The sequence below is a fragment of the Modestobacter sp. VKM Ac-2986 genome, assembly GCF_026967795.1.
In the GTDB taxonomy this organism is placed as follows: domain Bacteria; phylum Actinomycetota; class Actinomycetes; order Mycobacteriales; family Geodermatophilaceae; genus Modestobacter.
In genome coordinates, this window is sequence record NZ_JAPVBH010000003.1 from 292,668 (window position 1) to 317,807 (window position 25,140).

Here is a 25,140-nt window from a genome sequence, read left to right on the forward strand (position 1 = left end):
GGTGTCCCTCTCGGGTCGTGCCCGGGAGGGCCGTTCGTGGTCGGGAGCTCGCCGGCCCCTGCGTGCTGCAGGGGCCGGCGAGGGGTCACACCGCTGCGGCGGCGGGACGGTCGAACGCCGCCCGGAAGTGCGCGGCGGCGTCCTGCTGGGCCTGCTCGGCCTCCGCCAGCACGGCCGAGGCGCCGAAGAACTCGTGCATCACGCCCGGGAAGTAGCGGTGGGTGGTCTCCACGCCGGCCGCCTCCAGGTCGGTGGCGAACTGCTGGCCCTGGCTGCGCAGCACGTCGCGCTCGTCGGTGATGACGAGCGTGGGCGGCATGACCGCGCGCTGCTCGGCCGTCCAGTCCAGCAGCGCGATGCGCGGGTCGGTGGCCGCATCCGGCTTGCCCATGAAGGCGTGCATCGCCATCCAGGACAGCAGCGGACGGTTCAGCGGGCGCCCGTCGGCGGCGTCCTCCATCGACTCCCCGAACTGCTCACCGGTGGTCAGCGGGTAGACGAGCACCTGCGCGCGCGGCATCGGCTCGTCGGCCTGCGCCAGCTGCAGGCTGGTCGCGGCGGCCATGTTGCCGCCGACGGACTCACCACCGATCGCCATCCGCGCCGGGTCCCCGCCCATCTCGGCGGCGTTGAGCACCAGCCAGCGCCAGGCGGTGACCACGTCGTCGTGCGAGGCCGGGAACACGGCCTCGGGGGCGCGCCGGTAGTCGGGCGAGACGATGATCGCGCCGGTCTTGTTCGACAGCGCCCGGCACGAGGCGTCGTAGGTGTCGATGTCGAACAGCACCCACCCGCCGCCGTGGATCCACATGATGACCGGCAGCCGGCCGACTGCCGGGTTGGCCGGGGTGTAGACGCGCAGCGTCTGGGTGCCGCCCGCGCCGTCGGGGATCGACAGGTCCTGCACGGAGCCGACGGGCTCGGGGCCCTCCAGGCCGCGGTCGGCCATGACCTTCTTGACCGCGTCGTCCGGGCCGGGCTGCTTGCGGGCCTCCTTGGGCGTCAGCGTCTCGAAGGGCAGCGGGCGCAGCGAGGCGTGCGCGTCGACGATCGCCTGCGCCTCGGCGTTGAGCAGCCCACTGGCGTCGGTGGCCGCCTCGGCGTCGGCGCCGGAGAGGCGGTCCCGGATCAGGTCGACCGGCGCAGCCAGGGCGCCGGCGATCTTCTCCTTGATGCCGCCGTTGGGGGCGGCCGGGTGCGGGTTCGTGGGGCCGCGGCGCTTGGCGGTGAGGAAGTCCTCGCCGAGGGAGGCCATCCGCTCGGCACCGACCTTGGACCGGAACTCGGGGAGCTCCTGGCCCTCCTCGTCGGCCACGTGGTGCCGGACGACGGCCATCAGCTCGGTGAGCGCGCCCTCGAACGCCGGCTCGCCGGGCTGGGTGTCGCCCAGGGTGACGAGCAGGTCCTTGATCTGCTGGTGCTCACCGGTCGCGTCGTGGTTCTCCTCCTCCATCCCGATCTCCTTCCAGATCGGGTAGAGGACGGTCTCCTCGGCGAAGGCGTGCATCGACAGTTCGGTGGTGATCTGGTCGACCAGCACGCGGCGGTTGCCGCGCCCGGCCTCCAGGTGCTGGAACTGCCGCTCGACGACGGCGTGGTCGTCGGCGATCAGGTGGTCGATGTCGCCGGGCAGGGTGGGGTAGCTCAGGGCCACGGGGCGCTCCTCGGGTGCTCAGGCGTCCGGCGCGCGCGGGGGCGCGACGCCGGTCGGACTCCCTCGCGCCCTACCCGGTGGCGCACGACCACACACCGGACGGGGCTCACTCCAGCCCGGCCAGCACCTTGTCCAGCGTCACCGGCAGGCCGCGCACCCGGACGCCGGTGGCATGCCGGACGGCGTTGACCACCGACGCCGCCGTCCCGGTGATGCCGATCTCGCCGATGCCCTTGGCGCCCATGGCGTTGACGTGCGGGTCGTGCTCGTCGAGCCAGTGCGCCTCGATCTGCTGCACGTCGGCGTTGACGGTGATGTGGTACTCGGCCAGGTCGTGGTTGGCGACCTGGCCGACGCGGGTGTCGAAGACGCTGTTCTCGTGCAGCGCCATCGACAGGCCCATGGTCATGCCGCCGATGAGCTGTGAGCGGGCGGTGCGCGGGTTGATGATCCGGCCCGCGGCGAAGACGCCGATCAGCCGCGGCACCCGGATCTCCCCGGTGTCGGCGTTCACCCGCACCTCGGTGAACTGGGCGCCGAAGGCGTAGGCGGCGTGCGCGTCGTCCATCGTGGCCTGGTCGACGTCGCCGGAGGCCTCGTCGCCGTCACGGGGGTCGGTGCCGTACTTCCCGCGGAACTCCCGGGCGGCCTGCACGATCGCCGATCCCCAGGTGTTGGTGCCCGACGAGCCGCCGGCCACCGAGGCGATCGGGTACCGGGTGTCGCCGATCGCGACGTCGACGTCGGCGACGTCCACCCCGAGGGCGTCGGCGGCGATCTGCGGCAGCACGGTCCACGCGCCGGTGCCCAGGTCGGCGGCGCCGATCTCCACGACGTACCGCCCACCCCTGTACCGGATGGCCGCGGTCGACGTGGCCTGCCGCATGGTCGGGTAGACCGAGGAGGCGACCCCGTGGCCGACCAGCCAGTCGCCCTCGCGGCGGCGACCGGGCCCTCGGGTGTCCCAGCCGAAGCGCTCGGCGCCCTCACGCAGGCACTCGACCAGGTGCCGGCTCGACCACGGCTTCTTGGTGTCCGGGTCGACCTCCGGCTCGTTGAGGATGCGCAGCCGGACCGGGTCCATGCCCAGGGCCTCGGCCAGCTCGTCCATCGCCACCTCGGGGCCGAACATGCCCGGGCACTCCCCCGGGGCCCGCATCCACGACGGGATCGGCACGTCCAGCGGCGCGAGCCGGTGGGTGGAGCGGCGGTTGGGCGAGGCGTACATCATCCGGGCCGGGACCCCGGTCTGCTCCGCGAACTCCTTGACCTTCGACGTCTGCTCGACGACGTCGATCGCGATCGCCGACAGCCGGCCGCGGGAGTCCGCGCCCAGCTGCATCCGCTGGATCGTGGGCGTGCGGTAGCCGGTGAGGAAGAACATCTGCTGCCGGGTCAGGGCCAGCTTCACCGGCCGGCCGGGCAGCGCCCGGGCGGCCATGGTGGCCAGCATGACGTTGGCGTGCGGGTTGCCCTTGGAGCCGAAGCCGCCGCCGACGTAGGGGCAGACCACCCGCACCTGCTCCTCCTCCAGGCCGAACACCTGGCTGACCGCGGCCCGGTCGGGGTGCACGCCCTGGGTGGAGTCCCACAGGGTCAGCGGCACCTCGGCACCCGGGTCCCACAGCGCCGTGGTGGCGTGCGGCTCGATCGGGTTGTTGTGCAGCATCTGCGTCTCGTAGGTGTGGTCGATGCGCACCTCGGCCGCGGCCAGCGCAGCATCGACGTCGCCCTCGGCGGTGTCGGTCGGGTGCCCGGCGTTCACCTGCTCGGGTGCGTACAGGCCCGGGTGGTCGGTGCGCAGCACGCTGTCGTGCTGCTGCTCGGCGTAGGTCACCGTGATCCCGTCGGCCACCTCCCGGGCCAGCTCGGAGGTCTCGGCGACGACCACCCCGATCAACTGCCCGCGGAAGGCCACCTCGGTCGACTGCAGGACGGCGTACTCGACGTCCTCGGTCGAGGCCAGCCGCTCGGCGTTGAACGGGGTGAGCACCGCCAGCACGCCGTCGAGGGCCTCGGCCGCGGCGGTGTCCATCGCCGTCACCCGGCCCAGCGCGATCGTCGCCTGCACCGGGTGGCAGAACACCGGGTGCTCGACGTCGGTCTCGTAGGCGTAGGTGGCCGTGCCGCGCACCTTGTCCACGCCGTCGCGGCGGACGAGTGACTGCCCCATCGCGCGGGGTTCGAGGAGCTCGGTCATGCGGAGGCCTCCGGGGTGAGCTCGCGCAGGGTGGCGACCACCGTGCGGTTGACCAGCGGGATCTTGAAGCCGTTGCCGCCGCCTTCGCCGGGCTGCGGCTGGGCGGCGGCCAGCTCGGCGTCCATCGCGGTGCGGACGGCGTGCCCGGTGAGCTCGGCCCCGCGCAGCAGCTCCTCGGCGCGGGTGGCCCGCCACGGCTTGTGCGCGACGCCGCCGAGGGCGATCCGCACGTCGGTGCCGCTGACGACCGCCGCCACCGAGACCAGCGCGAAGGCGTAGGAGGCCCGGTCGCGGACCTTGCGGTAGGCCGACCGGGTGCCCGCCAGCAGGGGTGGGAGGTCGATCGCGGTGATCAGCTCGCCGTGGTCGAGGGTCGTGTCCTTGGACGGGTCGTCGCCGGGCAGCCGGTGCAGCTCGGTGAACGGGATCGTCCGCTCGCCCGTCGGACCGAGCACCTGCACCTGCGCGTCGAGGGCCGCCAGCGCCACCGCCATGTCCGAGGGGTGGGTGGCGATGCAGGTCTCCGCCGCCGTGGGGTCCGGCAGCGCGGCCGTCGTGCCGAGGACGGCGTGGTAGCGGGTGTAGCCGCCGACGGCGCTGCAGCCACTGCCCGGCTCGCGCTTGTTGCACGGCGTGGTGACGTCGCCGAAGTACACGCAGCGGGTGCGCTGCAGCGGGTTGCCGCCGGTGGTGGCGGTGTTGCGCAGCTGCCCGGTCGCGCCGGCCAGCAGCGCCTGGGCGAGCACCGGGTAGCGCTCCAGCACGCGGCGGTCGGCGGCGACCTCGCTGTTGGTCGACGCCGCGCCCAGCCGCAGGCCGCCGTCGGGGAGGTCCGTGACCTCGCGGGAGGTGAGCGTGCGGACGTCGACGACCAGGTCGGGCCGGGCCACGCCCAGCTTGAGGTGGTCGACGAGGTTGGTGCCGCCGGCCAGGAAGACCGCGGTGGGCTCGGCGGCGACGTCCCGCACGGCCTCGGCGACGTCGGCCGGGCGGGCGTAGGCGAACGGCTTCACCGCGCGCCCCCGGCCTGCTGCACCGCGGGGACGATGTTCACGTAGGCGGCGCACCGGCAGAGGTTGCCGCTCATCCGCTCGGCGACCTCGTCGTGGCTCAGCTCGACCTCACCGGTGAGGTCGGCGGTGGCGTGGCTGGGCCAGCCGCGGGACACCTCGTCGATCACCCCGACCGCCGAGCAGATCTGCCCCGGCGTGCAGTAGCCGCACTGGAAGGCGTCGTTGTCCAGGAAGGCCTGCTGCACCGGGTGCAGCTCGCCGGCCGGGGCCAGCCCGTCGGCGGTGGTGATCTCCGCGCCGTCGTGGGCGACGGCCAGGGCCAGGCAGGGCAGCTGCCGCTGGCCGTCCAGCAGCACCGTGCATGCGCCGCACTGGCCGTGGTCGCAGCCCTTCTTCGGGCTCGTGACCCCCAGCCGCTCGCGCATCAGGTCCAGCAGCGTGGTGCGGGTGTCGACGGGCAGCTGATGCCGCGTCCCGTCGACGGTCAGGGTCACCTCGGCGTCCATGGACCGCGCGGTGCCCGCGCGGAGGGTCAGCCCAAACGCAGGCGTGCCCGTCGGCGAGCCGGGTAGCCCCGCGGCATGGCAGCGCAGCGGCTGGTGGCCGACCTCGTCGTGGAACGACTGCGCGCCTGGGGCGTGCCCCGGGTGTTCGGGTACTCCGGGGACGGCGTCAACGCCCTGCTCGGTGCGCTGCGCCGGGCCGGTGACCCGCAGTTCGTGCAGGCCCGGCACGAGGAGGCCGCCGCCTTCATGGCCGTCGCCCACGCCAAGTACACCGGCGGGGTCGGGGTGGTGCTGTCCACCCAGGGCCCCGGTGCGGTGCACCTGCTCAACGGGCTGTACGACGCCAAGCTCGACTCGGTGCCGGTGGTGGCGATCATGGGCCAGCAGGAGCGGTCGGTGCTGGGGTCCGCCTACCAGCAGGAGATCGACCTGTTGTCCCTGGTGAAGGACGTCGCCGCACAGTTCGCCCAGACCGTCACCTCGCCCGAGCAGCTGCCGATGGTGCTCGACCGGGCGGTGCGCACCGCGCTGGCGACCCGCTCGCCCTGCGTCGTCGTCCTCCCGCACGACGTCCAGCAGCTGCCGGCGCCGGAGCCCGAGCAGTCGCACGGCGTGGTGGTCACCGCCCCGGTGTGGCGGCCGGCCCGCGTGCTCCCGACGGACGACGACCTGCGCGCCGCGGCGGAGGTGCTGAACGCCGGCCGCAAGGTCGCGATCATGGTCGGGCAGGGCGCGCGCGCAGCGCAGGAAGAGGTCGTCGCGGTCGCCGAACGGCTCGGGGCCGGGATCACCACGAGCCTGCTGGGCAAGCCGTACGTCGACGACGACCTGCCGAACGCCGCAGGGGTGATGGGCCACCTGGGCACCACCGCCAGCGGTCACCTGCTCGGCGGCTGCGACACCCTGCTGCTGGTCGGTACGAACGACCCGTGGACAGAGTTCTACCCGGCGCCCGACCAGGCCCGCGCCGTCCAGGTCGACCTCGACGGCCGCAACCTCGGCAACCGGTACCCCATCGAGGTGGGGCTCCACGGTGACGCCGCCGGCACGCTGCGCGCCCTGCTCCCGCTGCTGACCGAGCGCGCCGACACGAGCTGGCGGGACGAGGTCACCGGCGCCGTCCGCGACTGGCACGAGCTGTCCGCCGAGCGGGCCGCGACCCCGGCGTCGCCGGTCAACCCCGAGCGGGTGGTAGCCGAGCTGTCGCCCCGGCTGCCGGCCGATGCGCAGGTCGCCGTGGACGTCGGCTCGTCGGTCTACTGGTACGCCCGGCAGCTGCGGCTGCCCCGCGGTGTACCGGCCCACCTGTCGTCCACGCTGGCGTCGATGGGCTGCTCGGTGCCCTACGGGATCGCCGCGAAGCTCGCCGCCCCGGAGCGGCCGGTGGTGGTGCTCAGCGGTGACGGCGCGATGCAGATGCTGGGCAACGCCGAGCTGGTCACGGTCGCGCACCGCTGGCGGCAGTGGGCCGACCCGCGCTTCGTCGTCTGCGTGCTGCACAACCGCGACCTGGCCGAGGTGACGTGGGAGCAGCGGGAGATGGAGGGCGACCCGCGCTTCGACGACAGCCAGACGCTGCCCGACTTCCCCTATGCCGCCTACGCCGACCTGCTGGGCCTCACCGGCATCCGGGTCACCGATGCCGAGGAGCTCGGCGCCGCCTGGGACCGCGCCCTGTCCGCCGACCGGCCCGTCGTCCTGGAGGTGCTCACCGACCCCGACGTCCCGCTGCTGCCGCCCTTCCCCGCCGGGGAGTCGAAGCTGGACTCCTTCCGGGCCGGCATCGACCAGGAGGGCGCGGCGGGCGCCGGCGCACGCGAGCTGCTGGGCACCTACGCGGAGCAGGAGGCCCGCCGGCAGCCCTGAGCCCCCTACGGTGCCGGCATGACCGAGCTGCCTCCCTGGGAACCACCGTTCGCCGGCACCGACGTCGAGCACGTGCTCGGCATGCTCGGCCGGTTGCGCACCACCTTCCGCTGGAAGACCGCCGACCTGGACGCCGCCGGGCTGCAGACCCGCATCGGCGCCTCCGCGCTCACCCTCGGCGGCCTGCTCAAGCACCTGGCGAGCACCGAGGACAACGTCTTCACCCGGCGGCTGAGCGGGGCGCCGATCGGCGAGCCGTGGGAGTCGGTGTGGGCCGGCGGCGAGGACTGGGCGTTCACCTCCGCCGCCGGCGACTCCCCCGAGCAGCTCTACGCGTACTGGGACGACGCCGTCGCCCGTTCCCGCGCCCGGCTGGACGCCGCCCTCGCCGGCGGCGGGCTCGACCAGCCCGTCGACCTGACCGGCCCGGACGGCGACCACGCCAGCCTGCGCCGGCTGCTGTGCGACCTGATCGAGGAGTACGGCCGGCACACCGGGCACGCCGACCTGCTCCGCGAGGCCGTCGACGGCCTGGTCGGTGAGGACCCGCCGTCCGGCTGGCGTCCGCGGGTCGGCCGGCTGTCGGTGGGCTGAGGATCACCCACCCGCCAGCTCGACCACCGCGGCCACCAGTTCGGGACCGTCGAGCAGCACGGCGTCGTTGTGGCCGGCGCCGGCCACCTCGACCAGCCGGTGCAGCCGGGCGGCGGCCTCGGCGACCTGCCGGCTCTGCGCCGGGGGCACGATCGTGTCGGCGCTGCCGAGGACGACCGTGGTCGGCGCCTGCACCCGGCCGATCAGCTCGACCACCGGGTAGCGGTCGCGCAGCAACGCGCGGACCGGCAGGAACGGGTAGTGCTCCCTGCCGACCGCGGCCAGGTCGGTGAACGGCGAGCGCAGCACCAGCCCGGCCGGTGGGTGCTCCACGGCCAGCGCGGTGACCACCGCGCTGCCCAGGCTCTCCCCGTAGTACAGCAGCCGTTCCTCGGCCACCCCGCCCTGCTCGAGCAGCCAGCTGCGCGCCGCGCGCACGTCCCGGGCCAGCCCCTCCTCGCTCGGGCTGCCCGGGTTCCCGCCGTAGCCGCGGTAGTCGAACAGCAGCACGCCGAGGCCGGCCGCCGACAGCGCCCGGGCCAGCGGCGCCCGCACACCCCGGTGACCGCCGTTGCCGGCCGCGACGAGCACGGTGGAGGCCCCGGCCGTGGCCGCCGGCACGAACCAGGCACCGAGGGTCAGCCCGTCGGACGTGGTCAGCCGGACGTCGCGGGCACCGGGGACGCCGTCGGCCGCGGCCGGCACGGGCCCACCGCCCGGCAGGTACACCAGCCGCCGCTGGAACGCCCAGAGCAGACCCACCAGCACAGCCAACAGGACGACGACCACGACCGCCGTCCGGAGCACACGCTGCACGCCCCCATGGTCGGCGGCGCCCGTCCCCCGAGCACCCGGGGGCGATCGCGCGGGAGCGGTACGTGCGACTGGCGTGCGCCGACGGCGGCGAGGTGCTGCGCGGCCTGCCCGACGGCGGTCAGGACGTCGTCCTCCTCGGCTCCGACCGCTCCCGCCACCTCGACTGGTGGCCGCGACGTCGGGTCAGGCCCGGGCGACCAGCCGCAGCACGGCCTCGGCCACGACGTCGGGCCGATCGGCCGGTACGAGGTGGCTGGCGTCGTCCACCCAGGTCAGCCGGGCGCCGGGCAGGTCGTCGGCCAGCCGCTGCCCGTAGCGGGGCTTCATCTGGTGGTCCTGCCGGCCCCACACGACCTCCACGGGCAGCTGGAGCCGTGGCAGGAACGGGGCGACCGTCTGGGTGTAGACGGAGTCCAGCGAGCGCAGGTGCCGGGCCAGCTGTCGAGGACCGCCCGGCCGCAGCCACGGGCCGACGACGTCCTCGACGAACGTGCCGGCGCGCTCCTGGTGGGCGAACAGCGTGCGCAGCGCAGGTCGCAGCAGCGCGCCCAGCGCCGGCGGCGGGAGCTGGGCGACCAGCGGCCAGGCCGCCTTCATCGCCCGGACCAGCGGTACCGGCCACCCGTCGTAGCAGACCCCGTCGACCACTCCCAGGCCGGCGACGCGGCCGCCGTTGGTGACGGCCATGATCTGGGCGACCCCCCCGCCGAGGTCGTGGCCCACCACCACCGCCCGGTCCAGCCCGAGGGCGTCCATCAGCCCCACCAGCAGTGCGGCCTGCGAGGCCAGGTCGACCGGGTGGCCGGCGGGAGCGGGTGAGTCGCCGTAGCCGAGCATGTCGACGGCGAACACCCGGGCGTGCCCGGCCACCGCCGGGACGACGTCCCGCCAGAGCCGGTGGTTGGTCGGGATGCCGTGCACGAGCAGCACCGCCGGGCCGCTGTCACCGGCCTCCCACACGTTGAGTCGGCAGCCGCCGACGTCGACGTGGACCAGCCGAGTGGACCCGATCGGGAGCGTCATGCCCCCTGGGGTGCCCCGTTCTCCGGCGCCGACGCGCGAACCGGCCGGACCGGACACGACGGGTCGACGACGTGGCACTGACCCCGGCCCACCCGGGGTAGTGGCCGGGCACCGGTGGACGGGGGCGGCTCCCGGCCTCCCCCCGCCGGCCCAAGAACGGAGCCCCTCATGACCGTGGCAGCCGACATGCTCAGCACGTACCCGAAGGACCTCGGCGGCGTCGACCGCGACGCGCTGATCGCCTGCATCGACGCCTGCCTGGAGTGCGCGCAGGCCTGCACCGCGTGCGCCGACGCGTGCCTGGGCGAGGACATGGTGGCCGAACTGACCACCTGCATCCGCACGAACCTCGACTGCGCCGACGTGTGCGCGACCACCGGACGCGTGCTCTCCCGGCACACCGGCCATGACGCGAACCTCACCCGTGCGGTGCTCGAGGCCTGTGCCGCGGCGTGCAAGGCGTGTGGTGACGAGTGCGAGAGCCACGCCGGGATGCACGAACACTGCCGGGTCTGCGCGGAGGCCTGCCGCCGCTGCGAGCAGGCCTGCCGCACCCTGCTCGCCTCCCTCGGCTGAGCAGCCCGCGGGGGTGGCCGCGGGGCCTCAGCGCTCCGCGGCCGGGACCCCGGCGATGCCCTCAAGCGCCGACCAGTCCCAGATCTGGCTGCGCGGGATCATGCTCAGCGTCCCGTCGCTCTCCAGCACCACCGCGGCGACCTGCGACATGTCCCCCGACCCGCTGGCCCGCGCCGCCTGCCGCACCTCGTCCAGCGCCACCCGCTGGCTGGTCAGCGCCGCCTCCACCGGGCTGCCGTCGCACCACAGCAGCGTGGGCCGGGAGGTGACCAGCGACCGCGCCCGCGGGACGCGCACCGTCGTCCAGGCCACCAGCGCCTGCAGGCCGGCGAGCAGCACGAGCGCCACGACGCCCTCGACCCAGGACACGTCCGAGCTCAGCAGGATCGTCGCGAGCGTCGAGCCCAGCGCGACGGTCACGACCAGGTCGAAGGCGTTGAGCTTGGCCAGCGTCCGCTTCCCGGACAACCGGAGGACGACGACCAGGCTCACGTAGGCCGCCGCCCCCACCGCCGCCACGCGCCCCACGTCGGACCACGAGTCCCACCACATGCCGTCCTCCTCGCCTCGGTGGTCCCAGCCTCGCGCACTGAGGACGGCGACGCTGCCCGCGCTCATGACGAGGCCGTGACGATCGGTCCGGGAGCTGGCCGGGGACCTGCCGGGGCTGTCAGGCTCGGTGACGACGGCGAGCACAGCCTGCCGGTGACGGGCCTCCCTGCGCCCGGCACCCCCGACGGCCCGACCGACACCCGGAGGACGACATGACCGCCCACCGCTCCCCTTGCACCGACCCCGCCCGGCGCAAGGCCGGTCCAGCGCTGACCGAGGTGGTCGACGGGCGCGCCGGCCGGGTCCGGGCCAGTGGTCACCTCACGCCGCAGGGCGCCGACCTGCTCCGGGGGACCGTGGAGGGCCTGCGCCGGCAGGGCCACTCGACGGTCGTCCTCGACCTGGCCGACGTGCAGGCCGCCGACGACGTCGGTCTGCACGTCCTCTCCACCCTGCGCACCACGATGGCCGCCGACGGCGACCTGCTGCTGGTCCGCAACGCCCCGGTGGAGCTGCTCTCCCTCGCCTGATCCGACGGCGGGTCAGGACGGCCCGGGCGGCCACTCCCCGGCCAGCGCCTGGTCCACCGCCAGCCGCCACGACCGGGCCTCGTCCTCGGACACGCCGGTGGTGCGCACCGCGGTCGCGGCGACAGTGGCCACGTGACCGCGGAACAGCTCGTCGATCCCCCGGCCACGGGCACGCCATGCCACCTCGCGGAGCAACCCGGCCAGCCGCCGCAGGACCGCCGGCTGCCCCTCGGCGAACTGCAGCGGCTCCTCGACCGCGAGCTGCACCAGCGCAGGGAGCTCCCACGGCGGCAGCACCACCCGGACCGCGCCCTCGTCGTCGGTGAGGCGCTGCACCCCGACCCGCCGCTGCGCGAGCTCGCCGAGCAGGGCGGAGGCGTGCGACAGCGCGTGCACCGCGGTCGTCGGGTCGTTGACCCCCGGGGACAGCGCCCGGACGGCGATGTCGGTGATCTTGCGCAGGCTGTAGGCGACGTCGCCGCTGGCCGTGCGCTCGAAGCGCAACCGCACCGCGGTGTCCAGCTGCTCCGCCAGGGTCTCGACGTCGACAGGGCCGGGCGCCCCGAGCCGCCAGACGTGGCCCAGCGGCGTCCCGGCCACCACGGCGTCCCCGACCCGCGCCCGGAGCCGCACCACCGCACCGGCCCGCCGGGCGGCCTCGACCGCGGCCCGCTCGTCCACCCCCACCAGGAACCCGCTGGACCGGGCGATGAGCACCTGGACCGGACCGGCCGTCGACGGCTCCGGGAACGGGTGCTCCTGCTCCCGGTCCAGGGTGCGCGTCGCCTCGTCGTGGACGTCGCGCAGCATCGTCTCCACCCGCAGCGCCCGGGCCAGGTGCCCGAGGAAGAACACCAGGGCCAGCACGCTGCCCAGGGTCAGCAGGTAGGCGAACGTGATGGACAGCCGGGGCACGAAGGCGCTGTCGTCCTCGGTCGCGCTCTCGGTCCGGACGGTGCGCAGCACGGTGAGGGCGTAGACGAACGTGAGCACCAGCTGGGCCAGCGTCAGCTGCACCACCCGGTCGGTGACGAAGGTCTGCAGCAACCGCGGTGAGTACTGGCTGCTGCTGAGCTGCAGCGCGATGACGGTGAGCGAGAACGTCAGCCCGGTCACCGAGATCAACGAGCCGGCGATCGCCGCGAGCAGGTCGCGGGCGGCGGCCGCACCGCCGCCGAAGACGAAGGTCAGCGGGTCGCCGCCGGCCTCGGCCAGCCACCCGTCCACCGCCGGCAGCAGCACGCCCAGACCGACGGCCACCAGCACGCCCAGGAACGGGACCGGCCACAGCGCCCCGCGGAGCAGCTCGGCCAGCGCGTGGGCGGGCCCGGTCCGGTTCCTGCCGCGGGTGGTCACACCGGAGTCTCCCCCGGCGCGGTCACATGTTCGTGCCGACCAGGATCAGGAACCCGAAGACGATGACGATCATCAGCACGAAGGTGGCGATGATCAGCACCCGTGCCCGGTTCTTCGGGATGCGGCCCGGTCCGTCGTTCTCGTCGTGGCTGCTGTTGGCCATGGTGGTCCTCCGGTGGTGCGGGGTGGTCGGTGCGAGGTGGTCGGTACGGGGTCGGTCAGCGGCGGAGCCAGCGCAGCGCGCCGGCGGCCGAGGTGGACAGGACGGCGAGCGAGAGCCCGGCGCTGCGGCGGGCCACGTCACCGCCGCTCCGGGCCGTCAGCACCGCGGCGGCGTCCAGCGCGGTGAGCAGCAGCGTCACCTCGGTGGTGCGCCGGGCCTGCGGCGCCGGCGTGACCAGCAGCGCGGCGCCCATCGCGATGTTGCGGGCCGCGATCAGCCGCACCAGCAGCGGCAGGGCGACGTCGGTGCGCGTCGCCTCCTCGTCCAGACCGAGCAACCTGGGGAGCGCGCGCGGCACGAACAGCGCCGCCGTCCCCAGCCAGATCGACACGGTCCCGACTGTCTTGCGGGTGATGTCCCATTCCTCGGCCATGCGTGATCACTGCCCGGCCGCGGGAGCGGCCAACCGGTCACGTCCGGCGACGAGCACCACGACCAGGGCGAGGAAGGGCAGCGTGACGGCGGTGGCCACCACGTCGCTGAACGTGGCCACTGCGAACGCCCCGACGGCCGGGGAGTCCAGCGGGCCGAGCACCCGGTCGAACCCGAGCGCGGCGACCGACGCCGGGATGGTCAGCAGCGCGGACACCGCGCCGCCGAGCACCACCCCGGCCAGCACGGTGCCCGGCGCCCGCCGGACCGCGCGCAGGGCCAGTCCGGTGCCACGGCCCAGGGCGCCGGACCGCACCGGCCGGTCCCCCGCCGGCAGGCCGGCCAGCGCGCCGGTCACCCACAGCTGGGCCAGCAGCCCGGTGCCGAAGCCGACGGCGTCGACGGCCAGCGCCGATCCCAGCCGCGGGTCGTCCCAGACCAGCACCTGGCGTGCCACGTCGGGAACCAGGTTGACCAGCGTGGCGGTCAGCGAGACCAGGTAGGCCACCTGCCAGTGCCGGCGGAGCAGAGACAGCGCCTCGGCGACCGTGCTCACGACTTGCGGGCGACCAGGCCGGTCCAGCAGCCCAGGAACCGGTTCTCCTGCCCCACGACGGTCAGCCCCGCGGCCCGGCACGCCGAGCCGATCGTGGCCGGCGTGGGCCGGTCACCGTCAGCGGGGTGGAAGGCGACGGCCCGCAGCGGCCGGCTGTCGACGAAGCGGGCGGTCATCTCGCAGGAGTAGAACCGCCCACCCGGGCGCAGCACCCGGGCGGCCTCGGCGACGACCTCGCGCCAGGCGACCGCGTGGTGCAGCACGTGGTAGGCGAAGACCGCGTCGTAGGTGCCGTCGGCGGCGGTGAGCGCGGTGGCGTCACCGGCCTGCACGTCGACCCGCTCGCCGAGGTCGCGCACCGCCTCCCGGGTGGCCCGCACGCTCGGGCCGTAGAGCTCGACCCCGTCGGCGTGCGCGGCGCCGAAGAACTCGACCGCCAGCCGCAGGCCGGTGCCGCGGCGTCCGGTGCCGACCTCGAGCACGCGGCCACCGGACACGTCCCCGCCCAGCCGGCGCAGGACCGGCGCCTCCCCCTCGCGCTGGACGCGGGCGCGCAGCCGGGAGTCCACCCACACGCGGGTGCCGTCGACGTAGGTGGGCGGGACGCCGGAGCCCGGCGCAGGTCGGTTGTCCACGAGACACCGGTGCCCCGCCGGGGCCGGGCGGAACCGTCGGACCTCGTCGGGCAGGCTGGCGCCGATGACCGAAGCCGCGGGAGGTGCCCGCTTCGACGACCTGACGACCGGTACGGCGCTGCGCTGCCCGCCGCCGCGCCGGGTCGTCGCCGCGTACCGCCCCGAGGACGTCGTACCGGTGCTGGCCGAGGTCGAGCGGGCCACCGCGGCCGGTGAGTGGGCGTTCGGGTTCCTCGCCTACGAGGCCGCCGGCGGACTGGACCCCGGCCTGGTCACCGCCGAGCCGGACGGCAGCCCGCTGGTGTGGTTCGGGATCGGCGGACCGCCCGAGCCCACTGCCCCGCTGACCCCCTCCGGGCGCACCCCGGGGCCGGGGTGGACGCCGGACTGGACCGACGCCGAGCACGCCGCCGCGGTCGACGTCGTCCGGGCGCACATCGCCGCCGGCGAGACCTACCAGTGCAACCTCACCGACCGGCTGCGGACGACCGGGGTGACCGACCCCGAGGCGCTGTACGCCGACCTGGCGCTCGCCCAGCGCGGCGCGCACAACGCCCTCCTCGACCTGGGCCCGACGGTGGTCGCCAGCGCCAGCCCGGAGCTGTTCTTCGAGTGGACCGGCGACGTCGTCCGCACCCGGCCGATGAAGGGCACCGCCCCGCGCGGGGCCACCACCGCCGAGGACGCCGACCGGGCCGCCGCGCTGCGGGCCTCGGCCAAGGAGCAGGCCGAGAACCTCATGATCGTCGACCTGCTGCGCAACGACCTGGGCCGGATCGCCCACCCCGGCAGCGTCGAGGTGCCCGAGCTGTTCAGCCTCGAGCGCTACCCGACCGTGTGGCAGCTGACCTCGGAGGTCACCGCGCGGCTGCGCGAGGACGTCGGGCTGGTCGACCTGCTGCGGGCGCTGTTCCCCTGCGGCTCGGTGACCGGAGCTCCCAAGGCGCGCACCATGCGGCTGATCCGCGACCTGGAACCCACGCCGCGCGGGGTCTACTGCGGCGCGATCGGGCTGGTCGCCCCGCCGGGATCGGCGTTCCGGGCGCGGTTCAGCGTGGCGATCCGCACCGCGGTGGTCGACCGGGCGACGGGTCGGGGCGTCTACGGCGCCGGCGGTGGCATCACCTGGGACTCGCGCCCGGACGCCGAACGCGCCGAGCTGCTCACCAAGGCCGCCGTGCTGCGCGCCGGGTCGGACGACCACGAGCTGCTGGAGACGCTGTACTGGTCACCGGCGGAGGGGCCGCGCGACCTGGACCGGCACCTGGCCCGGCTGACCGACTCCGCGGCCTACTTCGGCTTCGCCCTCGACCCCGGGGCCGTGCGGGCTGCGGTGGCGGCTGCCGTCGCCGGGCACGGGACCCCGACCCGCGTGCGGGTGACCGTCGACCGGTCCGGGGAGGTGCGGACGACGGTGGCCGACGCACCGGCAGCCCCTGACGGCCCGGTGCGGCTGGCGGTCGACACCGTGCCGGTATCCCCCGGCGAGGTGTGGCTGCACCACAAGACGACCCGCCGGGAGGTCTACGAGCAGGCGGCGGCGCGGCACCCGGACGCCGACGACGTGGTGCTGGTCAACGACCGCGGCGAGGTCACCGAGACGACGATCGCCTCCCTCGCCGTCCGGCTGGCCGGACGCTGGTGGACCCCATCGACGTCCTCGGGCTGCCTGCCCGGCGTCGCGCGCGGCCGACTGCTCGAGGAGGGCGTGCTCACCGAGCGCGTCCTCACCGTCGCCGACCTGCACGCCGCCGAGGCCATCGCCCTCGTCAGCTCCCTCCGCGGCTGGCGATCCGCCGTCCTCGCCTGAACCGGCCCCCTCGCAGGGTCCCGCCGCGTGCGGAGCGCGTGGTGGGGTGCGAGGGTCAGGCCCCGTCCGGAGGCTCGCCGCGAGCTCGCTCGTGGTGAGGAGGACGGGGTCCTTCCTCAGTCGAGGTAGTCGCGCAGGACCTGCGAGCGGCTGGGGTGCCGGAGCTTGGACATCGTCTTGGACTCGATCTGCCGGATGCGCTCACGCGTCACGCCGTAGACCTGGCCGATCTCGTCCAGCGTGCGCGGCTGGCCGTCGGTGAGGCCGAAGCGCAGCCGGACGACGCCGGCCTCCCGCTCGCTGAGGGTCTCCAGCACGCTCTTGAGCTGGTCCTGCAGGAAGGCGAAGCTGACCGCGTCGACGGCCACGACGGCCTCGGAGTCCTCGATGAAGTCACCGAGCTGGCTGTCGCCCTCGTCGCCGATGGTCTGGTCCAGGCTGATCGGCTCCCGGGCGTAGCGCTGGATCTCCAGCACCTTCTCCGGGGTCAGGTCCATCTCCTTGGCCAGCTCCTCCGGCGTGGGCTCGCGGCCCAGCTCCTGGAGCATCTCGCGCTGGATGCGGCCGAGCTTGTTGATGACCTCGACCATGTGCACCGGGATGCGGATGGTGCGGGCCTGGTCGGCCATGGCGCGGGTGATGGCCTGCCGGATCCACCACGTCGCGTAGGTCGAGAACTTGAAGCCCTTGGTGTAGTCGAACTTCTCGACCGACCGGATCAGGCCCAGGTTGCCCTCCTGGATCAGGTCCAGGAACGACATGCCGCGGCCGGTGTAGCGCTTGGCCAGCGAGACCACGAGGCGGAGGTTGGCCTCCAGCAGGTGGTTCTTGGCGCGCTCGCCGTCCCGCAGGATCCAGGTGAGGTCGCGGCGCAGCTGCACCGGCATCTTCTCGCCGTTCTCGGCGGCGGACTCGAGCTTCGAGCCGGCGTAGAGGCCGGCCTCGATCCGCTTGGCGAGGTCGACCTCCTCCTCGGCCGTGAGCAGCTTCACGCGGCCGATGAGCTTGAGGTAGGCGCGGACGGAGTCGGTGGAGGCGGTGAGCTCGGCCTCCTTGCGGGCCTGGCGCAGCGCGACCGCGTCGGCGGCGTCGTCCCACTCGTGGTCGACCTCGTCGGCGGTGGCGGTGCCCTCGGCGGCCGGGGTGGCGTCCTCGGCGACGGGTGCGGTGGTGTTCGGCTCGGGGAGCTCGTCACCGGTGCTGGTGGGGACCTCGAGGTCGGTGGCGCTCATGCGGGGCGGGTCTCTCCTCCGATGCCGGGCGGCGTCGCCGCACCGTGAGGTGCTGGCGGAGAGGCCGGGAGTGGACGTGCACGGCGGGTGCCGGCACGGGGAGCGGCAGCGGGGTCTGCAGCTGCCGCGGTCGACCTGCAACGTTAACCCTGCTCGCCGCAAGATCAAGCTGGCCGGTGGTTGACCTTCCCCCGAAGGTGTGCCCACGCCCGCGGGCCGGCGTCGGCGGAGGTCACGGCCCGGGCTCGTCGGGGACCGAGGGCGGCAGCCGCCGGGGGCCCGCCTCGGCCGGTCGCGGCCGGTCCTGGCGGTGCAGCCGGACGGCCACCAGCGCGACGTCGTCGTCCGGCCGGCCGTCGACCAGCCGCTCGACGACCAGGTCGCACATCTCCTGCAGCGGCCGGGAGCCGACCTCGGCGAGCACCGCCTGCAGCCGTGCGATGCCCTCGTCGAGGTCGGAGTCGCGGCGCTCGACGAGCCCGTCGGTGAACAGCAGCACGGTGGCCCCGCGGTCGAGGGTGACCACCGTCTCGGTGCGCGCGGTGTGGGGATCGACACCCAGCAGCAGGTCGGCGTGTCCCCACTGGCCGAGGACGGTGACCGTGCCGTCGGGGTCGATGGTCACCGGCGGCAGGTGGCCGGCGCTGGACCAGCGCATCCGGGTGACCGCGCGCTCGCGCTGGTCCGCGTCCTGCTCGAACCGGGCGATCCCCGCGGTGGCCAGGGTGTCCAGCTGGAGCAGCTCCATCGAGGCGTCCAGGCGGCGGAGCACGTCGGCGGGGCCGGCCTCGTCGTGGGAGGTGGCGATCCCGCGCAGCAGGCTGCGCAGCTGCCCCATGGACGCCGCCGCGGCGATGTCGTGCCCGGCCACGTCGCCGATGACCAGCACGGTGGCGCCGTCGGGCTGGAGGAACGCGTCGTACCAGTCGCCGCCGATGGCCGCGGCCTCGGTCGCCGGCAGGTAGCGCACCACGATCTCGGCGTGGTCGGGCTCGGGCGGCGCGGTGAGGAAGCTGCGCTGCAGCTGCTCGGCCAGCGCGACCTGCTGGCCGTAGAGCCGGGCGTTGTCCAGCGCGAGGCCGGCCCGGGAGGCCACCTCGCCGGCCGTGGCCAGGTCCTCGGCGGTGATGCTGCCGCGCTCGGGTGCGTTGAACAGGGTGAGCAGGCCGACGGTGCGCCCGCGACCGCGCAGCGGCAGCACGACGATCGACTCCGGGTCCAGTCGGCCGATCAGCTCGTGCGCCTCACCGGGCAGGAGCACCTCCTGGACGGCGGCGGCGGCGCCGTGCTCGATGACGACCGCCCGGCCGCTGGCCAGGGCGCGGTGGACGAACGCGGAGTCGCGGAGGGAGGCCAGCCGGAGCCGGGCGTAGTCCCCGACCACCGGCCGCCAGGTCTCGTCCCGGTGCCACCAGCCGACGTCCCGGAGCGCGCGCCGGCCGTCCTGGTCGACGAGGGTGACGATGCACCAGTCGGCCAGCGTGGGCACCACCAGCTGGGCCAGCAGCCCGACCGCCTGCTCGGTCTCCATGGTGCCGGTCAGCTGCTCGGTGACCTCAGCCAGCAGCTCCAGGCGGGCGGCGGCGCGCTCGGCCTGCTGCTGCTCCCGGTGCCGGGCGGTCACGTCGAGGAAGTAGACCGACAGCCCCTCGCTGCTGGGCCAGGCGCGGAGCTCGTACCAGCCGTCCAGCGGCGGCGGGTAGTACGCCGGGAACATCACCGTCTCGCCGGTCTCGACCGCGCGCCGGTAGCTCTCCTCGAACGCCGAGCCGACGGCGGCCGGGAACTCGTCCCAGATGACCCGTCCGAGCAGCTCGTCGCGGCCGCGCAGCAGCAGCTGCTCGGCGGCGGCGTTGACGTGGGTGAAGCGCCACTCCCGGTCCAGGGAGTAGAAGCCGGCCGGCATCGCCTCCAGGACCCGGGTCACCCGCAGCTCGGCGTCCCGCTGGTCGGTCACGTCGTAGGCGACGCCGACCAGGCGCACCGCCTGCCCGTCGGGGCCGGGCAGCGTGCGGCCCCGGGCGGACACCCAGCGGGTGTCGCCGCCGGGCAGCAGGACCCGGTAGAGCGCGGCAAAGTCACCACCGCTGTCGATCGCCGTCCGCAGCGCCGCGGTGACCCGGTCGAGGTCGTCGGGGTGCAGCCGGTCGTTGAAGCCGACGATGGTGTGGTCGAAGGTCTCGACCGAGTACCCGAACAGCTCGACCAGCCGGTCGTCCCAGTCCAGCCGGCCGGTGACCAGGTCCCAGTCGAAGGTGCCGATGCCGGCGGCGTCCATGGCCAGCTCGGCGCGCAGCTGGTCGGCGTCGCGGTCGTGTGCCGAGCGGGGTGTCGCGAGGTCGTCCACGTCCGCCTCTCCCACCGGGTCGCCCGGCAGCGTCGAGCAGCCGTGCACCTCGGTTCGGGGTCGGCAGCCGGGCCATCCTCCCTGCCCGGAGGGCCGGGCACAACGGCGCCCGGCCGCGAGGACGGCTACGTGACCTGGACCACTGACCGGCTCAGAGTCCGTGGGCGGCCGCCACCAGCGGCAGCGCCGAGGCCGGTAACCCCCGGCCGTCGGGCCGTGGCCAGTGCACGCTGACCTCGTCCACCCCGGCCTCGGCCAGCCGGCCGAGGGTGTCGGCGTAGCGCTCGGCGCTCTCGAACGGCCAGTACGTCTCCAGACCGAACAGCACCGTGCGGCGCACCTCGCCGGGTGCGCGGCCCTCCTCGGCCAGCGCCTCGGTCAGCCGGGCGGACTGGTCGGCCACCGCGGTGAACCACTCCTCGGGCTCGACGGCGGCACCGAAGGGGCCGTAGGTCACCCACGCCTGGCCGTGCCGGGCGGCCAGCCGCAGCGCCTTCGGCCCGGTCGCGGCGACGGTGAACGGCAGTCGCGGCTGCTGCACGCAGCCGGGCAGCTGGTGGGCGTCGACGGCGTCGTAGAAGTCCCCGTGCGCGGTGACCACGGGCTCGCGCAGCAGCTGGTCGAGCAGGCCCAGCCACTCGCCGAACCGGTCGGCCCGCTCGCGGCGGCTGCGCGGGGCCTCGCCGAGGACCAGGGCGTCCGGGCCCTCGGTGCCCACGCCGACGCCGAGCTCCAGGCGGCCGCCGCTGAGCTGGTCGAGGGTCATCAGCTCCTTGGCGAAGGGCACCGGGTGGCGGAAGTTCGGCGAGGCGACCTGGGTGCCCAGCCGGACCCGGTCGGTGACCACCGCGGCGGCGGCCAGCAGCGGGACGGCGCCGTACCAGGGACCGTCGGCCAGCAGCGGCCAGGTGAGGTGGTCGTAGGTCCACACGGCGCGGACGCCGGCCCGCTCGGCCTCCTGCACCTCGGCGAGGAAGGTCGACACGGGGTGGCGGTCGGGCAGCACCAGCGCCGACAGGTCCAGGGTCATCGGCCGGCCTGCGCAGCGGCGCGGTCGCGGGCGGGGCTGGTGAGGCGGGCGCGGGCGGGGCGGCGGGCGTCGGGGCGGTCCACGGCCACAGTCTCGCCCACCCCGCCGCGGCCCTCGCCCCGGTGCCGGGTGGGTTCTGCGGCGCGGGCCCGGGTAGGCCAGGCGGATGCCCGAGATGGACCCCAAGGACCCCAGCACCCTGTACGCCGCCGGCCCGGTCGCGACCGAGCCCCCTGCCGACGACGTCCCCGAGGACGAGGCGCCCGCGGCGTCCCCGCTGGTCGACAAGGGCGGGACCGGCCCGGGCCCCGACGACCTCGACCGGCTGCTGTGACCGGACTCCAGGAGTAGGACGCCCGCCTGCCGGGAACCCATGGACCACCCGGTGAGCAGAACCGGGTGCTGGACCGTCACCGCCCCTGGAGCGCACGCATGGCCACTGCACACGACCACCTCCCCGGCCGGCGCGAGACACCGACCGCCGACCGGTCCCCCGCCGTGCGCGACCGGCAGGGCGAGGACGCGCCTCCCGGGATGCGCCAGCGGATCGCCGACGGCGGCTGGCAGCTCTACGCGCTGGAGGTGCTGGTCCTGCTCGTCGTCTTCGGGTGGCTGGCCATCACCAACATGGCCGCCGGGGGCCACGGCCCGTTCTGAGCCCGGCCGACCGGGCCGTCGGCGCCACGACGGCCCGGTCGCCGCGGGCTGGGAGCATGACCGGATGCTGCTCGCCGAGGTCGTCGCCGCGTCGGCCGCCGTCGCCGCCACCCGCTCCCGGACGGCGAAGGCCGGCCTGATCGGTGAGCTGCTGCGCCGCGCGGAGCCCGGCGAGGTCGGCGCGGTCACCGCCTGGCTGGCCGGCGAGCCGCAGCAAGGGCGGCTCGGCGTCGGCTGGCGGAGCCTGACGGCGACCGCGCACCCCCCGGCTCCGACGCCCGGGCTGACCGCGGCCGCGGTGGACGCCGCGCTGACCGAGCTGGCCGGCACGTCCGGGTCGGGGTCGGCGGCCCGGCGGGAGGCGACGGTCGGGGCGCTGATGTCGGCGGCCACGGCCGACGAGCAGCGCTTCCTCGTGCGGCTGCTCACCGGAGAGCTGCGCCAGGGTGCGCTGGAGGGCGTGGTGCTCGACGCGGTCGCGGCGGCCGCGGAGGTGCCAGCGGCGGCGGTGCGCCGGGCGTTCATGCTGTCGGGCCGGCTGCCGGAGACCGCGGTGACCGCGCTCGAGGGCGGGGTGGCGGCGCTGGAGGCGGTGCGCCTGGAGGTCGGCCGGCCTGTGCGGCCGATGCTGGCGAGCCCCGGGTCGTCGCTGGACGCCGCACTCGCAGACCTGGGCGGTGAGGTGACCATCGAGTTCAAGCTCGACGGTGCGCGCATCCAGGTGCACAAGGACGGCGACGTCGTCCGGGTGTGGACGCGCACGCTGCGCGAGGTGACCGACGGCGTGCCGGAGCTGGCCGAGCGGGTGCGGGCGCTGCCGTGCGCGACCGCGGTGCTCGACGGGGAGACCCTCGCCCTGGACGACGACGGCCGCCCGCGGGCGTTCCAGGACACGATGAGCCGTTTCGGCAGCGACGCCGCGGACGCCGGGGTGCTGCTGAGCCCGTTCTTCTTCGACCTGCTGCACCTCGACGGCCGCGACCTGCTCGACGAGCCGCTGGAGACGCGGCTGGACGCGCTGGCCGGGTTGCTGGCGGGCGAGGAGCAGGCGCCGTTGCGGATGCCCGGCGTGCGGTCGCCGAGCGCCGAGCAGGCCGCGCAGGTGCTGGACGACGCGCTGTCCGGCGGCCACGAGGGCGTGGTGGTCAAGGCGCTGGACGCGCCGTACGCCGCGGGCCGGCGCGGGAAGGCGTGGCAGAAGGTCAAGCCGGTGCACACCCTCGACCTGGTCGTGCTCGGCGCGGAGTGGGGGTACGGGCGGCGGTCGGGGAAGCTGTCGAACATCCACCTGGGCGCGCGGGACCCCGAGGGCGGCGAGCCGGTGATGGTCGGCAAGACGTTCAAGGGGATGACCGACGAGCTGCTGGAGTGGCAGACGGCGACGTTCCCCGGACTGACGCGGGAGAGCCACGAGTGGGGCGTGCTGCTGCGGCCGGAACTGGTCGTGGAGATCGCCCTGGACGGCGCCCAGCGCAGCAGCCGCTACCCGGGCGGGGTGGCGCTGCGGTTCGCCCGGGTGCTGCGGTACCGGCCGGACAAGGACGCCGCGGACGTCGACGACATCGAGGCCGTGCGGGCGCTGCTCGCCGGCGGCTGACCGCGACGCAACCGTGGTCGGCCAACCCTTGACTGACCCGCTGCCGGCCTTCTCGACGCCTGGGACGGCAGAGCACGAAGCGACCGGTGGCCAGCTGCCCCGCTCTGATGCGCTGCCGGCCTCTGGCCTTCCCGACGCCGCGAGTCGGCATGTCGACTCGTCTCCTCGACGACACGTCGCCTTGAGTCCTCGTCGCCACGGAGACAGACCGACTGGTCGCCACCCCGCATGCCGACATGTCGCCATGGCGACTCCAGCGCGTGATTCCGCCACTGGTCGACGTGTCGACCTGTGTGCCCGTGTCTCAGAAGGGTGGCGGGTCGTCGTCCGGTGGGGCGCTGCTGGTGACCCGCCGTGGGTCGGTCAGCCACTGCTGTCCGGTGAGCAGGCGCAGGCCCGGTGGGTGGGTGGTGCGGGTGACCCCGCTGGGCGTGGTCACGGACAGCGTGCCGTCGGCGGTCATGGTGAACCGCCAGCCGGGGGCGTGGGTCTTGAGCCGGTGGTGCCGTCGGCACAGGCAGCACAGGTTGCTGCAGTCGGTGACCCCGCCGTCGGCGTGGGCGTGCGCGTGGTCCAGGTCGGTGCGCGCGGCGGGGCGGCGGCAGCCGGGATGGCGGCACGTGCGGTCACGGGCGTGGACGAAGCGGCGTTGAGCCGGGGTGGGTGTGTAGCGGTCGGCCCGCGGTGGGCGATCGAGCACCGGGCAACCGCACGCGCCCGGCGGTGACTCGTCCCGCACCCGCGGACCGGACCCGCCCGTTGGCGGCTGGTCGAAGGCGGCACGACCGTCGCCCCGCTGACGTCGCTGCCCGACGCCGCGCGGGCCGGGTGGGTGCTGCGGGCAGCCGCGGCGGACCAGGCGCTGCAGCTCGGGCCGGCTGACCGTGGCGCGCAGTCCGCCGGTGACCGGGTCGACGAGGGAGATGTCCAGGTTGCCGCCGGCCGGGGCCTGCAGGCCTCCCGGGCACAGCGCGTCCAGCTGTCCGAGCAGGTCCTGCAACTGCTTGTGGGTGATCGGTGAGCCGTCCACCGAGGCGGCGTCCTCGTCGCTCGGCGCCCACGTCGGCGCTGTCGGGGTCTCGCCCTCAACGATCGATGCACCTGGCGACGTGGCCTGCTCAGCTCCGCCGGCGCAACGCCCACCCAGGGCCGGCAGCGGCGCGATGACCTGCAGGTGCGCCGTCACCGACGGCCGGCTGGTGTCCCACGGCCGCAGGATCAGGTCCGACAGCACGAGTGCCCGTAGCTGCCCGATCGACCGCTCGTCGCCGTCGTCCTTGGCCATGCGGGCGTAGGTGTCCACCGTCTCCCGGCAGGCTGCAGCCACCGGGGTGGGCAGGTCGGCGATCACCTCCGACATGCCGTCACCAACCGGCCGCGTCCGCACATCAGCCGCCCGTTCAGCCCTCTTGCGTCGCCGGTCGGCCGCTGCGGAGTCCAGCGCGATCAGCGCCGCGGCCGTGCGCTCCCGCAACCGGACCGGGGTCTCCCCCGCCCGCGCCCACCCGAGTGCCTGCGCCTCCACCTCGGCCACGACAGCCGGCTCCACCGGGCCAACAGCGGCCTGAGACTGGCCGCCCAGGGCCCGCACGATCGCGTTCGCCCGCGGCTCGTCGACCAATCCATCGGCCAACTCGGCCCAGGTCGCGGGCAGCTCGTGCACCAGGGCCAGCGAACGCTCCACCAAGCCCGCCGCCAACGAGATGCCCCGCAGCATCGCCAGCTCGTCGACCAGGAACTCACTCACCCCGACCGGCACCCGGGCAGGCGACCAGCCCTCCACCCCGTGGCCGGGCTCGTCCTCGGTCAGGTCGGTCTGCGCCGGCCGCCGGGCCGCCAGCTGGGCGATCAGCACCGCGTCGTAGGCGGCCAACTGCGCGCGGCCGTCAGCGACCGCGCCCATCTCCCGCACCAGCTCGCTCTCGGAGAACGACGCCGGTGTCAGCAGCTCCGCGAGCCGCGACCGACGCCGCGTCACCCCCACCGGAGGAGGCG

The 25,140-nt window shown here is 75.0% G+C and carries 24 protein-coding genes; 8 read left to right on the plus strand and 16 right to left on the minus strand.

The features are described from left to right. Positions 1-85: 85 nt before the first annotated feature. From O2W14_RS09285 to O2W14_RS09300, 4 genes are all read right to left on the minus strand, one after another. The gene (locus O2W14_RS09285) at positions 86-1,654 is read right to left on the minus strand and encodes an alpha/beta hydrolase fold domain-containing protein (RefSeq protein WP_269175798.1); all 1,569 of its coding nucleotides are present in this window, start codon (positions 1,652-1,654) and stop codon (positions 86-88) included. A gap of 106 nt (positions 1,655-1,760) precedes the next feature. Continuing rightward, entirely contained in the window at positions 1,761-3,854 is a 2,094-nt protein-coding gene (locus tag O2W14_RS09290; protein ID WP_269175799.1) for a xanthine dehydrogenase family protein molybdopterin-binding subunit, read from the minus strand. Then, positions 3,851-4,867, minus strand: coding sequence for an FAD binding domain-containing protein (locus O2W14_RS09295; RefSeq protein WP_269175800.1), 1,017 nt, complete (start codon positions 4,865-4,867; stop codon positions 3,851-3,853). Before O2W14_RS09295 ends, O2W14_RS09290 begins: the two co-directional genes overlap by 4 nt. Then, complete coding sequence (locus O2W14_RS09300) at positions 4,864-5,373, minus strand: 2Fe-2S iron-sulfur cluster-binding protein (protein ID WP_269175801.1); 510 nt, start codon at positions 5,371-5,373, stop codon at positions 4,864-4,866. The genes O2W14_RS09295 and O2W14_RS09300 overlap by 4 nt, the downstream gene beginning before the upstream one ends. Before the next feature lie 75 nt (positions 5,374-5,448). Here O2W14_RS09300 and O2W14_RS09305 point away from each other — a divergent pair, with 75 nt between their 5' ends. Both O2W14_RS09305 and O2W14_RS09310 read left to right on the plus strand, forming a co-directional pair. After that, positions 5,449-7,239, plus strand: a complete 1,791-nt coding sequence (locus tag O2W14_RS09305; protein WP_269175802.1) for a thiamine pyrophosphate-requiring protein — start codon at positions 5,449-5,451, stop codon at positions 7,237-7,239. Positions 7,240-7,257: 18 nt separating this feature from the next. Beyond that, positions 7,258-7,833, plus strand: coding sequence for a mycothiol transferase (locus O2W14_RS09310; RefSeq protein ID WP_269175803.1), 576 nt, complete (start codon positions 7,258-7,260; stop codon positions 7,831-7,833). A 3-nt stretch (positions 7,834-7,836) separates the two neighbouring features. Here O2W14_RS09310 and O2W14_RS09315 read toward each other — a convergent pair whose 3' ends face one another. Next, positions 7,837-8,649, minus strand: coding sequence for an alpha/beta hydrolase (locus O2W14_RS09315; protein ID WP_269175804.1), 813 nt, complete (start codon positions 8,647-8,649; stop codon positions 7,837-7,839). 183 nt (positions 8,650-8,832) lie between these two features. Beyond that, positions 8,833-9,672, minus strand: a complete 840-nt coding sequence (locus O2W14_RS09320) for an alpha/beta fold hydrolase (protein ID WP_269175805.1) — start codon at positions 9,670-9,672, stop codon at positions 8,833-8,835. A gap of 168 nt (positions 9,673-9,840) precedes the next feature. Here O2W14_RS09320 and O2W14_RS09325 point away from each other — a divergent pair, with 168 nt between their 5' ends. Further along, a complete protein-coding gene (locus O2W14_RS09325; RefSeq protein WP_269175806.1) occupies positions 9,841-10,248 on the plus strand; it encodes a four-helix bundle copper-binding protein in 408 nt (135 codons plus the stop codon). Between the two features lie 27 nt (positions 10,249-10,275). Here the strand turns inward: O2W14_RS09325 and O2W14_RS09330 are convergent, their stop codons facing one another. Beyond that, positions 10,276-10,866, minus strand: coding sequence for a DUF421 domain-containing protein (locus tag O2W14_RS09330; protein ID WP_269175807.1), 591 nt, complete (start codon positions 10,864-10,866; stop codon positions 10,276-10,278). Between the two features lie 146 nt (positions 10,867-11,012). Here O2W14_RS09330 and O2W14_RS09335 point away from each other — a divergent pair, with 146 nt between their 5' ends. Then, on the plus strand, positions 11,013-11,330 hold the full coding sequence (locus O2W14_RS09335; protein WP_269175808.1) for an STAS domain-containing protein: 318 nt from the start codon (positions 11,013-11,015) through the stop codon (positions 11,328-11,330). A 12-nt stretch (positions 11,331-11,342) separates the two neighbouring features. Here O2W14_RS09335 and O2W14_RS09340 read toward each other — a convergent pair whose 3' ends face one another. The 5 genes from O2W14_RS09340 to O2W14_RS09360 are packed head-to-tail and all read right to left on the minus strand — an operon-like array spanning position 11,343 to position 14,472. Continuing rightward, positions 11,343-12,686 carry a DUF2254 domain-containing protein gene (locus tag O2W14_RS09340; protein ID WP_269175809.1) on the minus strand — a complete coding sequence of 448 codons (1,344 nt, stop codon included), beginning with the start codon at positions 12,684-12,686 and terminating at the stop codon, positions 11,343-11,345. A gap of 22 nt (positions 12,687-12,708) precedes the next feature. Then, positions 12,709-12,849, minus strand: coding sequence for a hypothetical protein (locus tag O2W14_RS09345; RefSeq protein ID WP_269175810.1), 141 nt, complete (start codon positions 12,847-12,849; stop codon positions 12,709-12,711). 55 nt (positions 12,850-12,904) lie between these two features. Continuing rightward, complete coding sequence (locus tag O2W14_RS09350) at positions 12,905-13,282, minus strand: DUF4267 domain-containing protein (protein ID WP_269175811.1); 378 nt, start codon at positions 13,280-13,282, stop codon at positions 12,905-12,907. A 6-nt stretch (positions 13,283-13,288) separates the two neighbouring features. Next, complete coding sequence (locus tag O2W14_RS09355) at positions 13,289-13,837, minus strand: hypothetical protein (RefSeq protein WP_269175812.1); 549 nt, start codon at positions 13,835-13,837, stop codon at positions 13,289-13,291. After that, positions 13,834-14,472, minus strand: a complete 639-nt coding sequence (locus O2W14_RS09360) for a class I SAM-dependent methyltransferase (RefSeq protein ID WP_269175813.1) — start codon at positions 14,470-14,472, stop codon at positions 13,834-13,836. Before O2W14_RS09360 ends, O2W14_RS09355 begins: the two co-directional genes overlap by 4 nt. A 64-nt stretch (positions 14,473-14,536) precedes the next feature. Here O2W14_RS09360 and pabB point away from each other — a divergent pair, with 64 nt between their 5' ends. Continuing rightward, on the plus strand, positions 14,537-16,282 hold the full coding sequence (gene pabB, locus O2W14_RS09365) for an aminodeoxychorismate synthase component I (protein ID WP_269175814.1): 1,746 nt from the start codon (positions 14,537-14,539) through the stop codon (positions 16,280-16,282). A gap of 116 nt (positions 16,283-16,398) precedes the next feature. On the opposite strand, the gene O2W14_RS09370 is transcribed toward pabB, so the two are convergent. The 3 genes from O2W14_RS09370 to O2W14_RS09380 all read right to left on the minus strand — a co-directional run bounded on the left by O2W14_RS09370 (position 16,399) and on the right by O2W14_RS09380 (position 20,891). Next, entirely contained in the window at positions 16,399-17,514 is a 1,116-nt protein-coding gene (locus O2W14_RS09370) for an RNA polymerase sigma factor (protein ID WP_269175815.1), read from the minus strand. A 232-nt stretch (positions 17,515-17,746) separates the two neighbouring features. Continuing rightward, entirely contained in the window at positions 17,747-19,861 is a 2,115-nt protein-coding gene (locus tag O2W14_RS09375) for a SpoIIE family protein phosphatase (protein ID WP_269175816.1), read from the minus strand. 151 nt (positions 19,862-20,012) lie between these two features. Continuing rightward, positions 20,013-20,891, minus strand: coding sequence for an LLM class flavin-dependent oxidoreductase (locus O2W14_RS09380; RefSeq protein ID WP_269175817.1), 879 nt, complete (start codon positions 20,889-20,891; stop codon positions 20,013-20,015). A gap of 166 nt (positions 20,892-21,057) precedes the next feature. On the opposite strand from O2W14_RS09380, the gene O2W14_RS09385 reads away from it, so the two are divergent. The 3 genes from O2W14_RS09385 to O2W14_RS09395 all read left to right on the plus strand — a co-directional run bounded on the left by O2W14_RS09385 (position 21,058) and on the right by O2W14_RS09395 (position 23,145). Continuing rightward, on the plus strand, positions 21,058-21,225 hold the full coding sequence (locus O2W14_RS09385; protein ID WP_269175818.1) for a hypothetical protein: 168 nt from the start codon (positions 21,058-21,060) through the stop codon (positions 21,223-21,225). Between the two features lie 98 nt (positions 21,226-21,323). Next, positions 21,324-21,548: a hypothetical protein gene (locus tag O2W14_RS09390; protein WP_269175819.1), complete on the plus strand. Its 225-nt coding sequence runs from the start codon at positions 21,324-21,326 to the stop codon at positions 21,546-21,548. 64 nt (positions 21,549-21,612) lie between these two features. After that, positions 21,613-23,145: an ATP-dependent DNA ligase gene (locus O2W14_RS09395; RefSeq protein WP_269175820.1), complete on the plus strand. Its 1,533-nt coding sequence runs from the start codon at positions 21,613-21,615 to the stop codon at positions 23,143-23,145. 304 nt (positions 23,146-23,449) lie between these two features. On the opposite strand, the gene O2W14_RS09400 is transcribed toward O2W14_RS09395, so the two are convergent. Further along, complete coding sequence (locus tag O2W14_RS09400; RefSeq protein ID WP_269175821.1) at positions 23,450-25,123, minus strand: HNH endonuclease signature motif containing protein; 1,674 nt, start codon at positions 25,121-25,123, stop codon at positions 23,450-23,452. Between the last annotated feature and the right edge of the window lie 17 nt (positions 25,124-25,140).